This window comes from Pseudoalteromonas sp. BSi20495 (genome assembly GCF_000241185.1).
In the GTDB taxonomy this organism is placed as follows: domain Bacteria; phylum Pseudomonadota; class Gammaproteobacteria; order Enterobacterales; family Alteromonadaceae; genus Pseudoalteromonas; species Pseudoalteromonas fuliginea.
The window spans coordinates 1-22,443 of sequence record NZ_BADY01000025.1; the positions used below are offsets into that span (position 1 = coordinate 1).

The following is a 22,443-nucleotide window of genomic DNA, read 5'->3' on the forward strand; positions in this document are numbered from 1 at the left end:
ATAGATAGAGCGATGGCTGAAAAAGATATTCCCTTTAATATGTAACTTTTTTCATTGTGATCTTTTTTAAATTTCATTTTTATTTTCCACTAATTTATTAAATTTAAATTTTGAAGTAATTAACTAAATTTTTATCGTGATTTTCAATTAGCATGTTTTATTTCGCTTTAAGTTTAAAAAACCAGACGTTTATAAAATAAATAATGCTTATTTATGAAAAAAATCAAAAACTGATAATTTTTTTAATTAATCTAAACCTGTTGATATCAAGTAATGCTGTTGTTCTAAGCTAAAACCTAAAGTTTGTTATTTAATTTAGGAACATTATGGAAGGTAAGTTTCGCAACTGTGTCACGAATTAATCACAAAATTATCACATTTTATCAATAGGGAATGAGCGCTCTGATATCAGCTCTAATTTAGATGAAATAGAGCATTAATTGCGCTTATTAATACAGAGATTAAGTTAAGAGGGTAGGGGTAAAAAACTAGACGAGTAAATAAACACTTGCTAAAAAATATAGCATTAATAGTGGTTCAAACGTAAACCCCCTTTACACCTAAAATGCACAAACACCAAAGGTATAAAGGGTATGATTAAAATTAGTTAACGCTTTCTAATTTTACTTTTAAATCGAGTAAATCGGTTGCGATTGTATTTGGCTGTATTTCCCACGGATCGAAAATAGACTCTTCAGATCGTTGAATCCACGCTGCACGCATACCGTGCGATATGGCACCGGTTACATCAAACGGATTACTTGATACAAGCCACGTGTTTGCGCCTGTCGAATTGGTTTCGCGTAAAAAGTGGCTATAAACCCCTGGGTTTGGTTTAAAGGTTTTAACATCGTCGGCACTTACTACCCCTTCAAAAAGCTCACTAATGCCAGCGGTTTCTAATAAGGTATGAACTGCGTCGGCAGCCCCATTTGAAAATGCAAACAAACGGTAGTCTTTTGCTTTTAGTTGCTCAAGACCTGCTTTTACATCATCGAACGCAGGAAGCGTTTTATAAAGCTCTAGCAGTTGCTCTTTTTGATCTTCACTTAGCTCGGTTTTGTGCGCTAAGCAGGCGTAATCGAGTGCGTGTTTTGTACATAGCGAAAAGGGAATATAATTTTGCATTAATCCACGTCTAAATGAATACTCTAATTGCTTTTCGCGCCATGTATTTGAAAATGCTTGGGCGTTATCGCCAATCATGTCGTCGAGTAAGGACAGTACGCCGTGAGTGTTTATTAGCGTACCGTATACGTCAAATGCAAGTGTAGTTGCCATGTTTGCTCCGCAATAAAATAAATTAAGTTGGTTTTAGAGTACTTGCTTACAGCTTAACTTAATTTGAACGAACGCTCAATTTAATAAAACTTGTATGCATCAAGCGCTAAAATATCCATTTCGATGTCTTTATGTATTTTTTCAACTTGACCGTCACCACTACCAAGCGCAGCAAAAAGAGGTAAAAAGTGCTCTGCAGTAGGGTGGTTAAATAAAGCATTGGGTGCTTCATTTAAATAGTTAAGTAACGCTTGGGTGTTTTGCGTTATTAACTTTTGCTCAACCCAATGGGTAAACTCATTAACCATTTGAACACGGTTAGGTGTAGCGGGGCTTTTAAATATTTCACGTAGATTGTGACTAATACCGCCTGAGCCAATAATTAATACGTTATCGCTGCGCAATGGTGCAAGTAACTGTCCGTATTTATACATCGCTTTAGTGCCAAGACGTGTATTAATAGATACCTGAACTATAGGAATATTAGCTGCTGGGTACATTAAGCGCAGCGGGATCCACACACCATGATCCCAACCTTGCTTGGCACTTTGCACGGCTTTAATACCCGCCTTGTAAAAGTACTCACTAATAGTATTAGCGAGCTTAGGGTCCCCCGGTGCTGGGTATTGAATTTCATATAGGGGCTTGGGGAAGTTATAAAAGTCGTGAATAGTCTGCGGCGCATCTCCCGATGTAATAACTATATCGTGCGCTTCATCAAAGTGGGCAGAAAACACCACAATAGCTCGTGGTTTACTAAGCGTTTGACCTAATGATACAAGAAAATCTGACGTAGCCGATTGCTGTACAGCCATCATTGGCGAACCGTGAGATATAAATAAAGCGGGCTGAGTCATGCTAAAGCCTTAAACAAATAGATGTGTTATTAAGCACTATATTAGTTTTTATTTTGATGATAAATATGGTATTTATTTATACATTATCAATAAAGTATTGTTAAAGATGGATAAACTCACCACCATGAAAACCTTTTTGGCCGTTGTGCAAGAAGGATCGTTTTCAAAAGCGGCCGATAAGCTCGATATTTCCCCGCAGTTAGTCAGCAAATATATTTCTGCGCTGGAAGATAATCTACACACGCGTTTATTACACCGTACAACGCGAAAAGTAAGTGTAACAGAGGCTGGGAACCAATATTATCAGCGTTGTCAGCAGGTGCTTGTTGATATTGAAGACATGGAAAACTCACTAAATAACTTAAGCGAGAATGTTTCGGGTGTGCTTAGTATTAGTGCACCTATGTCATTTGGTACTAAGCATTTAGCAGGTTTGCTGGTTGATTTTCAAAAGCAGTATCCAAATTTAAAGTTAGACTTACGGCTCACAGACCAATATGTAGACATAGTAGAGCAAGGTATTGATATTGCGCTGCGCATTGGCGTATTAAAAAACTCAACGCTCATAGCTAAAAAAATTGCCCCTATACACCTAGCTGTATTTGCGTCACCCGACTATTTAGAACGCCATGGCACGCCACAAACGCTTTTAGATTTACAGTCACATAACTATTTACGCTATTCCCTTAGCGAGCCCACAAAACGCCTATTTGGAGTTAATGAGCTAAAAAGCGAGCTAAAGCTTGAAAGTAACTTTGTGGCTAACAATGGTGACTTACTACTAAATACAGCCATTGCGGGAGGTGGTATTGCTATGCAGCCCACATTTATTGCAGGCGAAGCGCTGGCTCAAGGTAAAGTAGTGCGCATTTTACAAGACTACGAACCCGACCCAATGGGACTCTACATGGTGTATGCTAATAGACAGTTTTTACCGAGCAAAGTGCGTGCTTTTGTTGATTTTGCGAGCGACTTTTATGGCGATACCCCATACTGGGACTTAGGGGAGTGATATGTCGATTACAAACAGTTGTATAAGTAGTTTCACTTGGGCCTGTTATTTTTTATGCCACTGATATTCCATTTGTTTTGCTGTTAAGCAAGCAAATTCATCAGTACTGCACAATGCGACTAATTGCAGGCTCATATCTATGCCAGCCGAGATCCCCCCTGATGTGATAAATTGATTATGCTGCACCCAACGTTTATCACTAATTACATTTAAATCAGGAAATAATAACGCCAATTCATTTTGATCTTCCCAATGCGTTGTTACATTTAAGCCATGTAATAAATCGGCTTTTGCGAGCAAAAACGCGCCCGTACATACAGACGCAACACGAGTAGCTGTTTTTGCACTTTTACTGATCCAATCAATCACCTGCTTTTTATTAAATTCGGCGGTGTGATCGCCACCTACCACAATTAATAAATCAATATGAGGTTGATCTAAAAAGTTGTAATGGGGGTTTACACTAAAACCTCCGCGCGCTATTACAGGCTTACTTTGCTCCGCAATAAAAAATACATTCCAGTTATTTTCAGCTAAACGCTTAGCGGTACTGAAAACTTCAAAAGGGCCTGAAAAGTCGAGTACTTCTGCGTTATCATAAATATAAATGCCTATATTCATTTAGGTCTCAAAAAGCTCAAATTAATATGAAGCTTTACCTTAGCCTATAAAATCATCATTGGTGTATTATTTTAATTTAAAAAACCCTACTTAGCCTCAACATTAAGCTCATGAGCAAAGCGTTTACGGTAACGCTTAGTTAATTTAACCGAGCGTAGTTGGTCGCTAATTAAAGTAAATACTGGTGAGGCATTTATTTTTACGGGTTTGCCTTGGCCTATACGGCGTATTTGTCTTTTAACCAGTGCCATAGTGGCAAGTCCTGCGAGGGTTTGATCTTGCCAAGTAACATTGGGTAACACGGCTAATTGCAGTGGCTCATTTTGCCATTTGTTTGGTAAATTTGGTTGGTATGCAAGCGCAGTGGCAATACCCACGAGGGCAACGCCACTTTCAATCACGTTGTTGGCAATAGATAAGCGACTAATACCGCCTGTAGTCATTATTGGGACTGATGAGCGTTGGCTAATCGCTTTTGCAAACTCTAAAAAATACGCTTCGCGGGCAAGTGTGCGCTGATCACCTGTTTTTCCTTGCATGGCAGGTGCTTCGTAACTACCACCCGAAAGCTCTACAAAATCAACATTGAGTTTATTCAATAAGTCCACTACAACTTGCGCGTCACTGGGTTCAAACCCACCTCGTTGAAAATCAGCAGAGTTTAACTTTACCGAAACCGAAAAGGTAAGTGAGCAAGTAGCTTTAATACTGCGGGTTATTTCGAGGAGTAAGCGAGCTCTATTTTGTAAACTCCCTCCCCATTTATCGTCGCGCTTATTGGTTAGTGGCGATAAAAACTGAGCCAGTAAATAACCATGCGCTGCATGTATTTGTACGCCATTAAAACCTGCTTTTTCAGCTTGCTGCGCAGTTTGTGTAAAGCGGGTAATAACATCGTCAATATCAGTTTTCGTCATCGCTTTTGGTACGCCAAACAAGTGCGAGTGCTTACCCATATTAAGTGCAACACTTGACGCTGATAGAGCCTTTCCACCCATTTTTTTAAATACTTGCCTACCAGGGTGATTAATTTGCATCACCACTTTGCAATTATTTTGCTGCGATAAACGAGCAAGCTCTGCAAAGGCAGTAATATCGGTACTTTTTTCAAGCACAAGGCCGCCTGGGCCTGTCATCGCTAAATGATCAATCATTACATTGCCAGTAATAATTAGCCCAGCTCCCCCCACTGCCCATGCGCTATAAACATTTTTGAGTATTTGGGAGGGCGTTTGATCCTCTTGCGCAAGGTTTTCTTCCATAGCGGCTTTGGCAATACGGTTTTTTAATACTAAACCACTTGGCAAGGTAAAAGGGGTAAATACAGGGTTACGCATAGTTATGGGCTAATTAAATTGACATTAAAGCGACTATAACCTTAAAGTTAGCTTGAAGGTCAACCTACTAAGTTTATGTAAAGTGGAGTTATTATTAGTTATGAAAATAGGCGAACTTGCAAAACTTACCAACATACCCGCCAGTACTATTCGCTTTTACGAAAGCAAAGGGTTATTAACACCAACCACTCGCAGTGCTAATGGTTATAGGCTGTACACCCAACAAAACTTAGAAAAATTGCAGTTAATTAAATTTTCACAAAGCTTGGGGTTTTCACTCAACGAAATACCTTTATTACGTAACGAAAACGACGAGCTAAACCACACAGTAATAATTGAACGTTTAGAAAAAAACAAAAAGAAGCTGACATTTTGATTGAGCAAATGCAGAAAAAGTCACAACGTATTGGCAGTTTAACTACGTTACTCAACTCTTATTGGGATAAAGGCGAATGCCTGCCAGAAGGCAAATTGAATGAATTACTAAAAGTGATAGATTACGAATAAATGAATACAGCTTACTAAAATAAGCTGTATTTTATATTACTTAAGCTTTTTAATGCCAATTAATACACAGATGGCACCGCCAATAATACCCCCCATGCTTCTATTGGTGTATCACCACTGAATGCACGGCTTAACTGCGAAACCGCCGCATCATACACGTCATATCCCCACATAATTAAAGCGATACCTATAACGATTAAAACAATACCTATAATCTTATTACTCATAAACACCTCTAATCTCTAACGTACATTATTTAATAATATTTACTTAAGTGTGCTTTAAAACTTAAGGTAAGTTTTTATTTTAAGTCAAAACACTTAAAATAATTTAATCGAGCTCTAGCTGCGCACGTTCAACGCTCTCACTAGGTAACTCTTTTTGTACCGATACACCAAGCTCTTTAAACTCTGATGCTTGTTTAATTAAATTACCTTTACCGCGGTATAATTGCGAGAACGCTTTGTCGTAACTTTCTTTCGCTTTATCAAGCTGCTTACCTACGCCTTCCATACTCAATAAAAAACCATTGAGCTTGTTATAAAAACGCTCAGCTCGATTTGCCAACTCTTTTGAATATTTGGTTTGCTCTTCAAAACGCCAAAGCTGTTTAACAATATTTAAACTAGTCAGCAGGGTAGTGGGGGTGGCTACTAATATATTTTTTTCGATTGCTTGTTGGTAAATATCACTTTGATATTTAAGCGCTTCAACAAAAGCTGATTCTATTGGTACAAACATAACCACCACTTCTGGCGAGTTAATACCAGGCAAACGGTCGTAAGATTTACTCGCAAGCTCATTAATACGTGCTGTAACCGCATTTACATGCTCTTTAATCGCTTGATTAGCATCTAACTCATTTTCAGCATTCACGTAGCGTGTATAAGCATTTAATGATGTTTTAGCATCAATAACTAAGTGGCGGCCTTGTGGTAAGTACACAACTACATCAGGGCGTAAGCGGCCATCTTCAGTGTTAAACGACACTTCGCGCTTGTAATCAACACCTGCGCGTAAGCCTGCGCTATCTAACACGTTTTCGAGCATGAGTTCCCCCCAATTACCTTGGGTCTTCTTTTGCCCTTGTAGCGCGTTACTGAGCTTATCGGCTTGATCTGTTATAGCTTGGCTTTTGGCTTGTAAATGCAGTAGCTCAGTTTTTAGCGCGGTCCGTTGCTTTATATCTTCAACGTGTATTGATTCCATTTTTTCTCTAAAACCTTTTAGCTCGCCTTGAACTGGTTTTAATAATTGCTCAATGCTTTCTTGATTTAAGGTTTTAAAGCTTTGTGATTTTTCTTCTAGAATTTTATTGGCTAGATTTTCAAACTCTTTTTTGAGCATATTTTTACTTTGCTCAATTTGCGCGAGTTGCTCGCTAAAGCTTTGCTGTTTCTGCTCAAGGGTGGTGCGCATATTATTATACTCAACATCGCGTTGATTATATTGCTCACGAAGCATTGTAAGCTCGTCTTCGGCTTTGCGCCAAAAATGGTTGTATTGAATGCTTTGTTTTTCTTGTTCGCTAAAACGCGTTTTAAAATGCTGCGCCTCATCGCGCTGCTCTTGGTGAGTATGTTCGAGTAGTTCGTGATCCTCAAGTAAGGTGCTGTATTGTAGCTCTTTATTATCAAACTGATTTTGTAAGAGTGAAAGCTGTTGTTGTTGTTCGCTTATTTTTAGGTGTAGCTTTTTGCTAAGCTGCGCAGATATAACACCATAAAATACAATACCTAAAATAGCACCAGCGCCTGCACTTAACCAATCGATGTTAGTGAGTATTTGAGTGAGCATAAAAATAAACTTATAAGATTTAGAGACATGCCATCATAACCAATAACAAGCAATAGAAGTAGAGGAGCAAAGAAATTACAGACATAAAAAAACCAGCTCAAATAAGCTGGCTAAATATTACTAAATTAAGTAATCAAAGGGAAAATCAACATGTACCCGAGCAAGCTGCAACTTAAATACACATTTGCCAAAATAAATTACATTATTTGGCTAAGTTGTATAACAACAGGTATTACAGTAGACCGGTAAATGAAGTAATTAATTCAAAAATAATTTAATAACTTTAAGTGATACCAATCAGCATAGGTATTTGAACAACTGAACGAATTAAATCACTTCATACCAAAGCAGATTGGTAAAAATTCGTTTATCTGAGTAGTGGTTGATTGGAATTGGCAAATTTTAGGCATAAAAAAAGCCAGTTCAAAATGAAGTGGCTTAATTATTACTAAAATTAGTAATTAAATAGGGGGGAATCAACATAAAACTTGTATTAACTGCAATTAATCAACAAGCATAATAGTAGACGCCTGTTTTTAAATTAAGTTCATAAAAAATAAAAAATTTTAAAATAACTGCTTAACACTATATTTTAGACATAAAAAAAGCCAACTCAAAATGGGCTGGCTCAATCATTACTAAAATTAGTAACTAAATAGGGAAATCAACATTATCGCTTGTGTAAACTGCAATTTAACAACAAGCAAAGTAGTAGACGCACTTTAATTAATTAAGTTCAAAAAAGATTCTAGTTTTTTATTAATGACAACATTTGCTGTTCATCAAACTGGGTAAAACTCATTGATTTATCAGTAAATAATGCATCAACTAAAGCTTGCTTATCTTCTTGCATTTTAAATACTTTTTGCTCAATTGAGTTACTCATTATGAGTTTATATACAAACACAGGGTTCGTTTGTCCAATTCTATAAGCGCGATCGGTTGCTTGTTTTTCTACTGCGGGGTTCCACCAAGGGTCAAAATGTATAACGGTATCTGCCTGCGTTAAATTAAGACCTGTGCCGCCGGCCTTTAAACTAATTAAAAATACCGATGTTTTACCGCTAGTAAATTCATCAATTACTTTATCTCGATGGCGAGTTTGTCCTGTAAGTAGACTAAAATCTATATTTATTTCATCTAGGCGCTTAGCAATTAAGTCGAGTGCCGAAGTAAACTGGCTGAATATAATTACTTTACGACCAAGGCTCAGCATCAATGGTAAATGGATCGTGAGCCATTCTAATTTAGCAGAGCCAGCTTGCGTATCAGGCTCTATTAATTTAGGGTGACAACAAATTTGCCTAAGCTTTAATAATGCTTCTAAAAAGGCTAGTTTACTTTTTTGAACACCTTGCTCTGCAAATAAGTCTATTAACTTTTCTTCAAGAGAGCGTGTAATCCCCTGATACATTTCTTTTTGTTTAGGTTCAAACTCAAACTCTTTTGTTATCTCTGTTTTTTCAGGTAACTCTTGAGCTACTTGCGCTTTAGTACGGCGCAATATAAAAGGCATAATCAACGCTTTTAACTGTTCAGCACGTTCCATGTCAGCTTCACGTTCAATTGGAGTTTGAAAATGTTGCTTAAAATGAGCTTGTGAACCAAGTAATGATGGCATAGCAAAATCGAGTAAAGATTTAAGCTCAAGTAAATTATTTTCGATTGGCGTACCACTTAAACATAACTTAAAATCAGCATTAAGTCGTTTAACTAAGCGCGATACTTGTGCTGTGTCATTCTTAATGTATTGCGCTTCATCGAGAATTATATTTTCGAAATATAATGGCGAGTAATACGCTATATCACGTTTTAACAGCGGATAAGTTGTCAGTATGCATTGCGATTGAGCAAGGTGCTGTAGTGGCTCGTTTCGATGAGAACCAAAAATAGTTGTTACTTTTAAGCCTTTAGCAAACTTAGTTATTTCATTTTCCCAATTACTCACCAAACTTGTCGGACACACGATTAAAGTAGGGCCAGCTTGCGGACGATTATACGTGCTAGTTAAAAAAGCAATCACTTGCAGTGTTTTCCCTAAACCCATATCGTCAGCTAAAATACCACCAAGCTTATGACGTTTTAAAAAGCTTAACCAATCAACGCCCTGTTGTTGGTATTCTCTAAGCTCTACCGACTCATTTAAGCCATGTAAAGATACCTTTGGCATAGCGTGATCGGTATTATTTAGTTCTTGTAAGTAAAGCTCTAAAGAGTCGTCATGAAGCTCAACATTTATTGCGGTGTGTTTTACAAGCTCAGGCAAGTACGAAAGCGGAATATTAAATTCGTCTCTTGTTTTTACAAACTCAAAGCGTTGCTTAAATTCAGTTAGTAAATTAATAGCTGATTTATTGATAACGCCAAATTGACGACCCATTGGATAGTAATGAAATAGCTCACTTTGACGATTTAATGATTGATAAGTTAAATCTTCATTATTAAAAAGTAGCGCAGCTTTTGCACCACTAAGTAATACTTTACAATGCATTTGATGCCCTGCGGCTCGATTCGCATAAAGTGTAACTTCGCTTTGTGGATTGGCAACTGTCATTTTGCTAATCGTTACTTTCCAACCGCGCTCTTTAAAACTTGGAAATACTTCATAGGTAAGCCAATGTAAATGAATAGGGGACTGCTTGGTAAAAACAAACTCACTTTGTAAACCCCCTTTACAAAACTCAAAACCTAAATTCACTAATTCATTTTTAACGGTATTTTCAAACGCATTGTTTATTAAGCTAGCAGGCGCTGCACCTGCTAAATAATTCTTGTTTTTATACTTAAATAACAATGAAAGCGTTAAGCCTTGTTCACCCGTAGTTACTTTTAAAACAGCATTACTAGCTGCTTTAGGTAGCGTTGTTTGTGAATTTGTTGGATGTGGTATAACGCCCGCACCAAAATTATCTGCTAACTGCTTATAAATCCGATCGAAGTTAGCACTATGTAAAGCGGGTATTGTTTGCAAATGTGAGATTTCATCAGCGCTTAATGGCGTACGTATACGCCCTATTTTTAAATAATCTAAATCTATGTATGTAGGTGGCGTTGTTTTAATCAGTGCCCAATTTTTGCTTTGCTCTAAATTAATACCCAACTGCGTTAAATCTTTTTCTTGTTTCCAGTTAAAGTTCAGCGCTTGAGCACTTTGTGGCTTAATTGCAACACGAGAGCGTTGTAAAAATAATCGTTCTGTAGCAATAAGTTGTTGCAACGCATTAAAACCCCATAAACCTTTGAGTTCAATATTACCTACGGCATTTTGTGAACGGATCCAACTATAAAGTCTAAAATCACTTTCGAGTAAATCATTCGGGGTTATAAAGCTATTAAGTTGCTGATCGGTAAGGTTACGACCTAATGTGTAATTTTGATCTTTATCATAATTAGCTATTTTAGGTGATAAAAATACTTTGTTATTTTCAATATCTAATACAAAGAGTAAAACTTGCGACGGTATTGTTTGCTCGGCGCTTTTGAGTGCGCTTAACTCACTAAACCAATCATTAATAAAGTAATCTTCTCCGTATTCACCAGAGTGCTCTATTTTTAGTTTTAATAAAATTGCTGCTAGGTGACGGCATTTAGTTTTTATATTACACGTACAATGTGTATCAACCGAATAACCAGTTGGTATTTTACTGATCTCTATACGCTGATTGAACGGTGTACCGTTATCACCTAGCACAGTTGAATCAACAACAGAAAAGTTAGGAGTATGCTCTAACCAACTGATTTTTCCGTTTTTGTAATACTCTTTACCTTTGGCTAGCACATTGGGTCGAAACAGCTTATTTATAAAGCGTTCTGAAAGAGGAAACTGAGTAGCCTGCTCATTTTTAATTTCTTCAAAAATAGCCAGTAAATCATTTTTTGATAAGTTAGCAGACATGTCACTCTAAGGATTAGTTTTTAAAAATAATTCTGCCAGTATATGCCTTATGTGCTCTGAGCTAAAGCTATATTAACGCAATATAAACTGGTTGGAGTTGATTGGTTAGTAAAAAATCGGTTTATAACTAAATTTAGAATGGATTTTGTTGAATAAATTGCAAAATGTTGCTGATTCAAAAAATAAAAACAACTTAAACAATAGTTAGAGCGCTTTTAGATCAGAATTTTACTAACACTTTTTAAAACATATGGTGAATAGATAAAAAAGAGGCGAATAGTTAGTAAAAAAATGATCTACGCAATAAAACAGGCTAAATAAGCACATTAACGGCGTGTACAGATCAGATTTATACTAACTAAATAATATTGCAGATCAATATTTAACTAACAAAACAAACTGGATAGATCGCTATTTTACTAACTAATTAAAAGCACTTAATAGCTTTGTAAGTTGCTCTAAGCGCTTGTCTGTCATCACTTTGTTGTTTATTTTTATAGAAACATCGCCGCTTTTAAGATTTCGTTGAAGTGAAACAAAATCATTTTCGAGAACAGCTTCGCGTTTTACTGTAGTTTGCGGTTCAGCTGTTAAGCATTTAGTAACAGCCATTGCACGCTTGTCGTCGCTTGTAATCGCGTTAATGTCATTGTTACTTGCTAGCTCTTGAACCAACCGATTAAAGCTCTCAGGATCACGCTCCTTTGCAATAACAAGCTTTTTAGCAACTTCTCTACCAACATGATTAGCCGTAGGATAAAGCGCAATAACCTCAGCTGGTATTTGTTCATAGGCTTTAATTGCATCTGCAATGGCAGTATGCGAAACACCTTCAAGAGCAGCTATTTCTCGGTAAGATCCTTTTTTACCTTGTTCAATTAATTCATTTTTAGTTTGTTGATAAGCTTGTCCTAACTCCCATAAACTTGGTGCTATGTATTGATCAGATGAAACAGCTAAAATTTTTGCATCTTGTTCAGTAAAGTCACTTGAGCTAAGCACTAAATAATCAGCGTTACCTAGAATACAGGCCATACGACGACGTGAACCTGCAAGCACTAAACTTTTGTCACCTTGATCCCAAAGCAAAGCAGGGTGCTGATTTCGACCATCATCGCTAATTGCAGGAAGAATATCTGATACTGACTTTTCGTTAAGAAGTGCCTGTACGCGACGATTTTTGCCATATACACCAGTGGTAGATTCAATATCAGCATGTGCGATCACTTTACAAACAAGCGTAATTTGACGAGCAGGGTCGCTCGGTGCAGGCATTCTAATTACATCGCCAGCATTCGCTTGTTCTAGTAATGCATCAAGACTACTGCTGCCTACAGCTGTTGCAAATGGATCTAAGCGGGTGTCATTTTTACGTTTTTTAGCCATTTTTATTTAACATCCTTACTTAGGCGTATTTAATTTTGATTGTGTGGATTGCCAATTAGATCGAATTAGCATTTCAAGTTCGTCAACAACATCTTTAATGTTTTCTTGTGCACGCATAAGCGATTCACGACTGGCTAAACTATCAGACGCTTTTTGATCAAAAATAGTATTAAAAGATGAAGAACTCGCTGTAATTGCAGAACTGTGGTTAATTGGGTAACTCATTACTTGGCGGCCAAATGCACTTCGAACATCTTTAACAATATCGCGTTGTGAATGGTTACCTTTTACATAATTGGTCACAAGAAACTGCATAAAGTCCCAACCTTCATGTCCAAGCGCAGCAACAGTATGATAAATCTCGCCTAACCTTTTTAGATATTTATTGTTTGCATCAAAATCGACAGCTTCAGGATGAACAGGAATAAGCATCGCTGTAGATGCCATTAATGCATTATAAAACATAAAGTTAAGAGTTGGAGCTGTATCAATAAGTAAAATATCAAACTCATCTTGAACCGGCTCGATTACTTTTTCTAATAACTTATGATAATGGCGAGTTTGCTCATAATTTGAAGTATCTTTTAATAAAGTGGCAGTTTCGTGCTCAAAATAAAAGTCATCCATACCCGATGGTAAAACGCGAATATTTGGAATATGCGTAGGTAAAAATGAGTTTGATACAAATTCAGGCCATGTTTCGCCTTCGTCTAGATCTATGCAATCGCGCATTAAATCACCAACAGTAATTGGATCATGTTCGCTAGAGGGGAAGAAGCTAGATGATGAACCTTGTGGATCTAAATCAATAATACCAATGCGATAACGTTTAATATTGGTTGTGGCAAGTGCCGCTGCAATATTAACCATACTGGTTGTTTTACCACAACCGCCTTTGAGGGAGTTTATAACAATAACTTGAAGTTTGTCGTCGCTAGTGCGGTGATCAGGCTTGATATCCATAATATCAGCCATTGCAAAAATATTTACAAGTGTGTAAGCATAATGGCCATTTGCACCGCGTTTTATGTTTAAATCATCAAAATCACCATTATCATGGCGTCTTTTTAAGGTACGATTATTACAACCTAGTAAATCGGCTGCTGCTTTTTGGGTGTATGTTCTTAACTCTTTTTCTTCGGATTTAAGATGAGCGCGATAATGTTGAATACGTCCTTCTAATGACTTTTCTGCAACTTCAGCAGTCGCTTTTAAAAGTCGATAGGTATTTAGCGCATTATTGTTGATAGACATACTTTCCTTCCTCAAAGTTAGGCAGTAAGTATAATGTCCATTCAATTTGCTGTAAACAACTATTTATGGCGACATGCATTTTAAAAAGAAGACATCTAATAATATTTTTACATCATTAATATTGTTTAGTATAAATAAAGAAGTTTAAAGGTGGTTAAATATATAAGGTAATAAAGGTTAAGGGTGTATAATTAGCATATAACTTGATGATAAATATGAATAATATTAAAAAAAGCAGATCACTTTTATACTTGGTTAAGATCAGATCTTTATTAACACTCAGATCAGCTTTTTACTAAGGACTAATTGAGATATATAGTTATGCACAGCTTACTCATTAAGTTATAAACAAAAACACCTCTTGAGATCCGATTTTTACTAAGTAAATTATAAAGTTATGCACGGGTCTACTAGATAAAAGGGGCATTGAATTAGTATAGATCTGATCTGTAGTAAGTACAGATCAGATCTATTCTAACTCGATATTGCTTTATCCACAGGAGAATTACTTAAAAGCGTAATTTGTCGTGTTTAATTTAATAAAATATCAATTACACTGGACAAAATAATAGCCGAGTTAGTAAAAAAGAGATTTATAACTCACTTGTTAGTATAATAATGATCTGAAAACACCAAAAATTGACAACAGTTGGTATAAAAGTGATCTGAATGTTTTATTTAAAGTCAGATCACTTTTATACTAACTTAAACATTTAACTTTTCTTGTTTTATGTGTTGTTATTAACTGTCGCAATAAAAATGGAAATAAGAACAATGAGCCGAAAGGTCAACATCTCGGTAGATAACTTGCCTGATACACTAAGAGGCCAAATTCACGGGGTGGAAAGTGCAATTGATAACGAGAGTTTAGCACTATTTACAGATAATAAAGATGTTCGCATTTCTATTGAAAATGCTGCTCATGGATTACGTGCTTATTCAAATACGTTTAATCACTATGATTTATGGGGACGCTTTGTTCGTTCTGGCCATAAGAAATTGCCGCTTGAAGAAGCACCGAAAAAAACAATCATTACACGTAAAATATCAGAAAAAGTGGACGGTATTTTATATGATGGCGAAATAAAAATAACACCTGCTGTTGTGAGTACTCGTAAAGATGGCGAAGACGTAGAATATTTGGTTTGGCCATCAGATAGAGAAGAAAAAGTAGAGCGAGCCCTAATTCGTTTGGCTTCAAAAGGTAAAATAGTAAAAATTAATTTTAAGTCCGGTATTCAATATGCCGTGGTTTTTTCTATGAATGAGTTAGCGCAAGAGCTCAAAGCGGTAGGGCAATCAATGCCGTATCCTGCAATTAAAGAATCACTTGAAGCATTACAAGGCTCTAAACTTTCGTTTAAATATTCGGCAACAGATACAAAAAACTCTGACATTGATGATTCCTTTTACGAATCAAACATGAACTTTTTATCGTCACTACATTTTAGTGGGAAAAAAGGTCAAGGCGGCAATGTTAAATGTGTAGCTTGCTTAAATGCATTTGTTCATAACATGATTGATAACCTTGAATACAAAGGGTATTACTTTAATAGCGCACAAGAATTAAAACGGGGATTGTCGCGTTGGATGATGCTTCGTTTGTACCATCTTTGGCGATATGCTGCTCCAGGTAAAACATATCATTTTAGATTGCTTTCTATTATGGAAAAGTACGGTTCTATTTATTCAACTGACAATATTACTGAGAATAAATTAAAAGCATTACGCCGTGATATGACAACAACAATGAAAGATTTGATTGAAAAAGGTGCGATATCAGAATACAGCATTACAAACGTCAAAGATGACAAAACTGGTAACATTATTGATTACACATACGAAATGCACCCGTCTGATCAGTTTTGTGACGAAATACTGACATTAAATAAGCATAACAAACGTATTGAGATTCAAGGTGGTAAACGCATTGTTGAAAATGCGGTTTTGATAGATGAAGATAAAATTGAAGAGATAGTAGAAAAATAGCAACGAATTTATTTTATTATCCAATAAACTACCTAAAAGGCCACTTAATGTGGCCTTTTTAACATAATCATTTATCTACTTGTTCTAAGTAAAGTCTGTTGACTAAAAAGTCATAATCTCGTTTGCGTGGATGGCTTAATGGTTTTTCATAGTTTTGTAATATGCCAAGTTTTACATCGGGTTCCGGATTAATTAAGATAAATGGCAATGCTGCACTAACGTGATATCTATTTTGTGCCGTGTATCTTACATTTACTTGGGGACTTACGCGAGTAGGGCGGCGTATTCGTAGTTTTTCTTTTTCACCTAAACTAGCAACTCGTGCTTGTTCTTGAGCTACAAGTAATTGCCATTTTTGCTGATCGATCATTCTTGGGTTTCGATAACCGGCCGATTTATCAAGCATCTCTAGTGCCATTTTTTTAGTAAGTGTTTTTGTTGCATGTTTGTGCATCCAGGTAAACCTAACTGAAAATGGGGATTCACTCTCACTATGAATTTTACGATATGCAGCAAGCGTTATTAAATTTGGTATAGCATTGTGAACAGCTTCAAATCGCGCATCGTTGCTATCAATAGCTAAAATACATTCTTTAAATGTAGCTTTAGCTTTATTCACTTGGGCTATACGATTATTTAAAGCGTGTTTATCTGCATTTTTAATAACAAGCAAGCCTGGGTGCCTTTTTAAAACACGACTGCTTAAGCCCGATTTTTTATAAATGTCAGAAAATGAGTGCAGGATTGCTTTTTGAGCCGAAGCGCCCGATATTTTAGAAACGATTATAGATTCTGGAACTTTACTTTCATCTATACTACTAACATCAGGTAACTGATAGTACTCTGCTTTGGAAAATTCACACTCTTTCAGTTCTTCAATTAACCTTAAAGTTAACTCGTTCATTAAATCAAACTGACTTCTAATTTGTACCTTAGTTACCATTACACACCCCAAAGAACACATCTTACTAGGTCAATATTATTACATGCACTTTGCTTTGTCTAAATAAATAATAAAATTCACTCAGTGCTTATATATATTTTTTGATTAAATAAAGTATGATGTGTTCTTTGTTTAAAGTGAAATCCCTAAACAAAGAATTAAACTTTACATATTTGATCTTTGTATTACATCAATCAGTTAATGCACTTAGTTCTGAATTGGCTGATTAACTAAGAGTAGGGGAGATGAGTTAAACGAACTTATATCGTATTAGTAACACGGTAATGAGACTAAATATAAAAGTTTTTAACTTCAGCATCATTCTAAAAATATCTCTACCATTTGGGTTTTTAATCATGATAAACACTATCGTGTTGGTAGAGAAAACGAAAATTGCGTACCACACCTTTACGTTTTGGCGCTTGTGAATCTAGTTCTGTTTGTGAATACTTTACCATGCAAATAAATGATTAACACATCCGCCATATCATACATTAAGGCCTGCACATAGTAGTTGCTAACTATTAATTAAATTCCACTGTAAAGTTAAGGCTACATTACTCACCATTTAAGTATGATGTGTTCTTAGTTAAATTACATATAATAAACCCTTATGTTCTATTTATTCTCAATGCGCTAAAATTGCAATTAGCGCTCTATAATTGCTTGTATTTAAACACTTTAGTTTATTAAAGATAAAACTAAAGTGTATGTTATATAACCACATGGATTAAATAAGATTACTATTATACTTAACTCATAACTAAATAATTGGTAAATAGTGAATTTAGTCCTTGAACATAGGGGCCTGCATACGGTAATTTCTTCTTATCAGGTAATGTAGGAATGAGGAAAGAACATGCAATCGTGGAACCCAAATAGCTGGAGAGAGCTGCCAATACTGCAGCAACCACAGTACCCAGATCAAGAAATACTTAAATCAGTAGAAGGCCAATTAAAGACGGCTCCGCCTTTAGTTTTTGCTGAAGAAACAAGAAGCTTATTTAAACAACTTGAAGATGTGTGCGAAGGCCGTGCATTCTTACTTCAAGGTGGTGACTGTGCAGAGTCGTTTAGCGATTTTAATGCAGCTAACATTCGCGATACATTCAAAACAATTTTACAGATGGCAGTTGTATTAACATACGGCGGTAAATGCCCTGTAGTTAAAATAGCGCGTATGGCTGGTCAATACGCTAAACCTCGTTCAGCAGACTTAGAAACAATTAATGGCGTGTCTTTACCATCTTACCGTGGCGACATCATTAATAATATTGAGTTTACAGAAGAAGCACGTATACCGGATCCACAACGTTTAATGACGGCTTATCATCACAGTGCCGCTACGTTAAACTTATTACGTGCATTTGCACAAGGTGGCCTAGCCGATCTTCACCAGGTTAATCGCTGGAACATGGGCTTTGTTGCTGCAAATCCACTTAAAGAAAAATACCAACAACTTGCAGATAAAATTCAAGACGCACTAGAGTTTATGGAAGTGTGCGGAATTAACTCTACAATTGCGCCAAGCTTAAAAGAAACCGATTTATACACTTCTCACGAAGCTTTATTACTTGGTTACGAAGAGGCGCTTACTCGTCGCGACCATTTATCGGGTGATTGGTACGATTGTTCTGCTCACTTTGTTTGGATTGGTGAACGTACACGCCAACTAGACCACGCGCATATTGAGTTCTTTAAAGGCATTAAAAACCCAATTGGTGTTAAAGTTGGCCCAGGTATGGACCCAGATGATCTAATTCGTTTAATTGATGCATTAAACCCAGATAACATTCCTGGTCGTTTAACGCTAATTACACGTATGGGTGCAGACGTACTGCCAGAAAAGCTCCCAGCGCTAGTAAGAAGAGTTCAACAAGAAGGCCGTAAAGTAATTTGGAGTTCTGATCCAATGCACGGCAATACTGAAAAAGCGACATCAGGTTACAAAACGCGTAACTTCGATAATATCATGCGTGAGATCAGTCAGTTCTTCGCTGTACACAAATCAGAAGGTTCATATGCAGGTGGTGTTCACCTAGAAATGACAGGTCAGCACGTAACAGAGTGTACAGGCGGTGCTTACGGTTTATCTGACGATGATCTAGCACAGCGTTACAAAACGCAGTGTGATCCACGCCTTAACGCCGACCAAGTATTAGAGTTAGGCTTTTTAGTCGCAGATTTACTAAAAGACGCACGTAAATAATATTTGTTAATACTAAAAAAACCGCTTAATTGCGGTTTTTTTATTTCAAATCTGATGAGTAAGTTAGTACTTACGTCGCTCTAAATCTGTTTCTATCAGTATTTTTGCAGAAATTTCTTCAACAGAATGATGCGTAGAATTAAAGTAAGCTATTTTGTGCCGCTTATACAACATTTCCACTTCGCGCACCTCAATACGGCACTGTTTAATAGACGCATATTTAGAATTAGCCATACGTCTATGTCTAATTGCCGCAAGTCTCTCAGGGTCAATCGTAAGACCGAATAACTTATGTTTATAAGGGACTAAACATTTAGGCAAACCTTCATTATCTAAATCTTCTTCTGTAATAGGGTAGTTAGCCGCTTTAATGCCGTACTGCAGTGCTAAGTATAAGCTTGTCGGTGTTTTGCCACTTCTGCTAACGCCAATTAAAATGATGTCTGCCTCGGAAAAGTTTTTAATATTTCCGCCATCATCATTCATAAGAGCATAGTTAACTGCATCAATTCTAAAATCATAACTTTTTTCGTGGATAGAATGCGTACGATGCATTTTTGGAACAGGGGCTACATTGAGTTCTTTTTCTATTTTTTCGCTATACGTAGTTAAAAAATCATACGTAACTGCATCAGCCGATTTTATAATTTCACTTAAATTGTGATTCACAAAAGTAAAAAACACGAAAGGCTTTTCACCTGTTTTTACAGCAGTTGCATTAATTAAAGCTTTAATTTCGTGCGCTTTTTCTTCAGTTTCTACAAATGGAATTGTTTTATGATTAAAATCGATAGGAAACAACGACAAAGTCGCATGCCCAAACACCTCTGAAGTAATTGCTGTTCCATCTGATATATAAAAAGCAGTTCTCATAATTAACCTTTTTATTGCGTTTAAATCCCTAAAATGGGTTTCCCACGGTTTACGTGAGGACTGTTGCCAGTGTAGAATGATGACGACCTTTATAAAAGGTTTTCTTTCTTAACTCTCACAGTTAGACCTACAATTTGTTTTTTTTGGAGAAAGATCCGTGCAAGAATACGTTCTCTGGTATCAAGAGCTTGGTATGCAAGATGTTCCTCGAGTTGGCGGTAAAAACGCGTCACTTGGCGAAATGATTTCAAACCTCGCAAACGCTGGTGTACAAGTACCGGGTGGTTTTGCAACTACCGCAGATGCTTTTAATGAGTTTCTAGATCAATCAGGACTCACCGCCAAAATTCATGACATCCTAGATACACTTGATGTTGATGATGTAAATACACTCGCTAAAGTAGGTGCCGACATCCGCCAATGGATAATCGACACACCATTCCAACCAAACCTAGATCAAGCCATTCGCGACGCATATAGCCAACTTCATGGCGATACTGCAGCAGATGTATCATTCGCAGTACGTTCATCAGCTACCGCTGAAGATATGCCAGATGCATCATTCGCAGGCCAGCAAGAAACTTTCCTTAACGTTGTTGGTATCGATTCAGTCATGGTCGCTATTAAACACGTATTTGCTTCATTATTTAACGACCGTGCAATCTCGTATCGTGTTCACCAAGGTTACGATCACCGTGGTGTAGCCCTATCAGCGGGTATTCAGCGCATGGTACGTTCAGATAAATCAGCATCTGGCGTAATGTTTAGCATTGATACAGAGTCTGGTTTTGAAGACGTTGTATTTATTACATCAAGCTACGGCTTAGGTGAAATGGTTGTACAGGGCGCAGTTAACCCTGATGAGTTTTATGTTCATAAACCAACACTCCTTAAAAATAAACCTTCAGTAGTACGTCGTAACATTGGTTCTAAAGCCATTCAAATGATTTACTCAGAAGATAAAGCACACGGTAAGCAAGTAGACATCGTTGATGTTGCCCCTGAGCTTTCAAATAAATTTTCGATTACAGATGAAGAAGTGCAAGAGCTTGCCAAGCAAGCTGTAATCATCGAAAAACATTACGGTCGTCCTATGGACATCGAATGGGCAAAAGACGGTAACGACGGCAAACTATATATAGTCCAAGCACGCCCAGAAACTGTACGCTCAAACGAAGACTCTAACGTAATGGAACGCTTTCAATTAAATGGCACAAGCAACGTTGTTGTTGAAGGCCGTGCAATTGGTCATAAAATTGGTAGCGGTGTTGTTCGTGTTCTTGATTCAATCAAAGAAATGGATCAAGTACAAGTAGGCGACATTTTAGTAACCGATATGACCGACCCTGATTGGGAACCAATCATGAAACGTGCTGCAGCGATTGTTACAAATCGTGGTGGTCGTACGTGCCACGCGGCAATCATTGCACGCGAACTTGGTATTCCAGCAGTTGTTGGTTGTGGTAACGCAACAGATTTAATTAAAGCGGGTCAAGAAGTCACTGTATCATGCGCCGAAGGCGATACTGGCTTTATTTACGAAGGTATTTTAGATTTTGAAATATTAACGTCGCGCGTTGATAAAATGCCAGAACTGCCAATGAAGGTTATGATGAACGTGGGTAACCCCGATCGCGCCTTTGACTTTGCACGCTTACCGCATGCGGGTGTTGGCCTTGCGCGGGTTGAATTTATTATCAACCGTATGATTGGCGTTCATCCTAAAGCGTTATTAAATTTTGATGCTCAAACAGATGCATTAAAAGCAGAAATTACTGACATGATTGCCGGTTACGAATCACCAGTAGAGTTTTACATAACAAAACTGGTTGAAGGTATTTCTACTCTAGGGTGTGCATTTGCACCAGAGCGTGTAATTGTTCGTATGTCTGATTTTAAATCAAACGAATACGCAAACCTAGTGGGTGGCCAGCAATACGAGCCAGAAGAAGAAAACCCAATGATTGGTTTTCGTGGTGCAGCTCGTTATATCTCTGAAGACTTCCGCGATTGTTTTGCACTAGAATGTGAAGCTATAAAACGCGTAAAAAATGACATGGATATGGCTAACATAGAAATCATGATCCCATTCGTACGTACCCTTGAAGAAGGCAAACGCGTAATTGAATTACTAGAAGAACATGGCCTTAAACGCGGCGATAATGGTCTTAAAGTAATCATGATGTGTGAGCTGCCTTCGAATGCATTACTTGCAGATGAATTCTTAGAAATGTTTGATGGTTTTTCTATTGGCTCTAACGATTTAACACAGTTAACGCTTGGTCTTGATCGTGATTCAGGTTTAATCGCACATTTATTTGATGAGCGTGACCCTGCAATTAAAAAGCTACTTTCTATGGCAATTAAAACAGCTAAAGCAAAAGGAAAGTACGTAGGTATTTGTGGTCAAGGTCCTTCAGATCACGAAGACTTTGCAGCATGGTTAGTAGACCAGGGTATTGACTCTGTTTCACTAAATCCA

The 22,443-nt window shown here is 37.1% G+C and carries 14 protein-coding genes and 2 pseudogenes; 5 read left to right on the forward strand and 11 right to left on the reverse strand.

Going from position 1 to position 22,443, the window contains the following annotated elements:
• Positions 1 to 603: 603 nt before the first annotated feature.
• Positions 604 to 1,281 (reverse strand): haloacid dehalogenase type II, encoded by a 678-nt coding sequence (locus tag P20495_RS16260; protein ID WP_008134396.1) that lies wholly within the window; start codon positions 1,279 to 1,281, stop codon positions 604 to 606.
• 80 nt (positions 1,282 to 1,361) lie between these two features.
• Positions 1,362 to 2,138, reverse strand: coding sequence for a class III extradiol ring-cleavage dioxygenase (locus P20495_RS16255; RefSeq protein WP_008134397.1), 777 nt, complete (start codon positions 2,136 to 2,138; stop codon positions 1,362 to 1,364).
• A 106-nt stretch (positions 2,139 to 2,244) separates the two neighbouring features.
• On the opposite strand from P20495_RS16255, the gene P20495_RS16250 reads away from it, so the two are divergent.
• Entirely contained in the window at positions 2,245 to 3,150 is a 906-nt protein-coding gene (locus P20495_RS16250; RefSeq protein ID WP_008134398.1) for a LysR family transcriptional regulator, read from the forward strand.
• A 45-nt stretch (positions 3,151 to 3,195) separates the two neighbouring features.
• On the opposite strand, the gene P20495_RS16245 is transcribed toward P20495_RS16250, so the two are convergent.
• Together P20495_RS16245 and P20495_RS16240 are read right to left on the reverse strand one after the other, a co-directional pair.
• The gene (locus P20495_RS16245; protein ID WP_008134399.1) at positions 3,196 to 3,771 is read right to left on the reverse strand and encodes a DJ-1/PfpI family protein; all 576 of its coding nucleotides are present in this window, start codon (positions 3,769 to 3,771) and stop codon (positions 3,196 to 3,198) included.
• Between the two features lie 86 nt (positions 3,772 to 3,857).
• On the reverse strand, positions 3,858 to 5,108 hold the full coding sequence (locus P20495_RS16240) for an NADH:flavin oxidoreductase/NADH oxidase family protein (RefSeq protein ID WP_008134400.1): 1,251 nt from the start codon (positions 5,106 to 5,108) through the stop codon (positions 3,858 to 3,860).
• 100 nt (positions 5,109 to 5,208) lie between these two features.
• Between P20495_RS16240 and P20495_RS16235 the strand changes: the two are divergent.
• Positions 5,209 to 5,615 (forward strand): annotated as a pseudogene (locus P20495_RS16235) (MerR family transcriptional regulator).
• Between the two features lie 36 nt (positions 5,616 to 5,651).
• Here the strand turns inward: P20495_RS16235 and P20495_RS16230 are convergent.
• The 5 genes and pseudogenes from P20495_RS16230 to P20495_RS16210 form a co-directional block, all read right to left on the reverse strand.
• Positions 5,652 to 5,842 (reverse strand): annotated as a pseudogene (locus P20495_RS16230) (DUF3185 family protein).
• Between the two features lie 103 nt (positions 5,843 to 5,945).
• The gene (gene rmuC / locus P20495_RS16225; protein ID WP_007378811.1) at positions 5,946 to 7,412 is read right to left on the reverse strand and encodes a DNA recombination protein RmuC; all 1,467 of its coding nucleotides are present in this window, start codon (positions 7,410 to 7,412) and stop codon (positions 5,946 to 5,948) included.
• A gap of 748 nt (positions 7,413 to 8,160) precedes the next feature.
• The gene (locus P20495_RS16220) at positions 8,161 to 11,307 is read right to left on the reverse strand and encodes a DEAD/DEAH box helicase (protein WP_008134404.1); all 3,147 of its coding nucleotides are present in this window, start codon (positions 11,305 to 11,307) and stop codon (positions 8,161 to 8,163) included.
• A 423-nt stretch (positions 11,308 to 11,730) separates the two neighbouring features.
• Positions 11,731 to 12,693 (reverse strand): transcriptional regulator, encoded by a 963-nt coding sequence (locus P20495_RS16215; RefSeq protein WP_007378809.1) that lies wholly within the window; start codon positions 12,691 to 12,693, stop codon positions 11,731 to 11,733.
• Positions 12,694 to 12,708: 15 nt separating this feature from the next.
• Positions 12,709 to 13,947, reverse strand: coding sequence for an AAA family ATPase (locus P20495_RS16210; protein ID WP_007378808.1), 1,239 nt, complete (start codon positions 13,945 to 13,947; stop codon positions 12,709 to 12,711).
• Between the two features lie 774 nt (positions 13,948 to 14,721).
• Here P20495_RS16210 and P20495_RS16205 point away from each other — a divergent pair.
• On the forward strand, positions 14,722 to 15,936 hold the full coding sequence (locus P20495_RS16205; RefSeq protein ID WP_008134405.1) for a hypothetical protein: 1,215 nt from the start codon (positions 14,722 to 14,724) through the stop codon (positions 15,934 to 15,936).
• Between the two features lie 67 nt (positions 15,937 to 16,003).
• On the opposite strand, the gene P20495_RS16200 is transcribed toward P20495_RS16205, so the two are convergent.
• Positions 16,004 to 16,879: a DNA replication terminus site-binding protein gene (locus P20495_RS16200; RefSeq protein ID WP_008134406.1), complete on the reverse strand. Its 876-nt coding sequence runs from the start codon at positions 16,877 to 16,879 to the stop codon at positions 16,004 to 16,006.
• An 859-nt stretch (positions 16,880 to 17,738) separates the two neighbouring features.
• Here P20495_RS16200 and P20495_RS16195 point away from each other — a divergent pair.
• Entirely contained in the window at positions 17,739 to 19,088 is a 1,350-nt protein-coding gene (locus P20495_RS16195; protein ID WP_008134407.1) for a class II 3-deoxy-7-phosphoheptulonate synthase, read from the forward strand.
• Positions 19,089 to 19,151: 63 nt separating this feature from the next.
• Here the strand turns inward: P20495_RS16195 and P20495_RS16190 are convergent, their stop codons facing one another.
• Positions 19,152 to 19,961 carry a pyruvate, water dikinase regulatory protein gene (locus P20495_RS16190; RefSeq protein WP_008134408.1) on the reverse strand — a complete coding sequence of 270 codons (810 nt, stop codon included), beginning with the start codon at positions 19,959 to 19,961 and terminating at the stop codon, positions 19,152 to 19,154.
• A gap of 157 nt (positions 19,962 to 20,118) precedes the next feature.
• Here P20495_RS16190 and ppsA point away from each other — a divergent pair.
• Positions 20,119 to 22,443 (forward strand): phosphoenolpyruvate synthase (gene ppsA / locus P20495_RS20200; protein WP_033015159.1); only part of this gene is annotated, 2,325 nt, incomplete at its 3' end.

What these genes read in the sequence shown, in the direction of transcription:
- P20495_RS16260 (WP_008134396.1), bottom strand. Translation starts at nt 1,281, where the DNA reads ATGGCAACTACACTTGCATTTGACGTATACGGTACGCTAATAAACACT.
- P20495_RS16245 (WP_008134399.1), bottom strand. Translation starts at nt 3,771, where the DNA reads ATGAATATAGGCATTTATATTTATGATAACGCAGAAGTACTCGACTTT.
- P20495_RS16205 (WP_008134405.1), top strand. Translation starts at nt 14,722, where the DNA reads ATGAGCCGAAAGGTCAACATCTCGGTAGATAACTTGCCTGATACACTA.
- P20495_RS16240 (WP_008134400.1), bottom strand. Translation starts at nt 5,108, where the DNA reads ATGCGTAACCCTGTATTTACCCCTTTTACCTTGCCAAGTGGTTTAGTA.
- rmuC (WP_007378811.1), bottom strand. Translation starts at nt 7,412, where the DNA reads ATGCTCACTCAAATACTCACTAACATCGATTGGTTAAGTGCAGGCGCT.
- P20495_RS16210 (WP_007378808.1), bottom strand. Translation starts at nt 13,947, where the DNA reads ATGTCTATCAACAATAATGCGCTAAATACCTATCGACTTTTAAAAGCG.
- P20495_RS16220 (WP_008134404.1), bottom strand. Translation starts at nt 11,307, where the DNA reads ATGTCTGCTAACTTATCAAAAAATGATTTACTGGCTATTTTTGAAGAA.
- P20495_RS16215 (WP_007378809.1), bottom strand. Translation starts at nt 12,693, where the DNA reads ATGGCTAAAAAACGTAAAAATGACACCCGCTTAGATCCATTTGCAACA.
- P20495_RS16195 (WP_008134407.1), top strand. Translation starts at nt 17,739, where the DNA reads ATGCAATCGTGGAACCCAAATAGCTGGAGAGAGCTGCCAATACTGCAG.
- P20495_RS16200 (WP_008134406.1), bottom strand. Translation starts at nt 16,879, where the DNA reads ATGGTAACTAAGGTACAAATTAGAAGTCAGTTTGATTTAATGAACGAG.
- P20495_RS16190 (WP_008134408.1), bottom strand. Translation starts at nt 19,961, where the DNA reads ATGAGAACTGCTTTTTATATATCAGATGGAACAGCAATTACTTCAGAG.
- P20495_RS16250 (WP_008134398.1), top strand. Translation starts at nt 2,245, where the DNA reads ATGGATAAACTCACCACCATGAAAACCTTTTTGGCCGTTGTGCAAGAA.
- P20495_RS16255 (WP_008134397.1), bottom strand. Translation starts at nt 2,138, where the DNA reads ATGACTCAGCCCGCTTTATTTATATCTCACGGTTCGCCAATGATGGCT.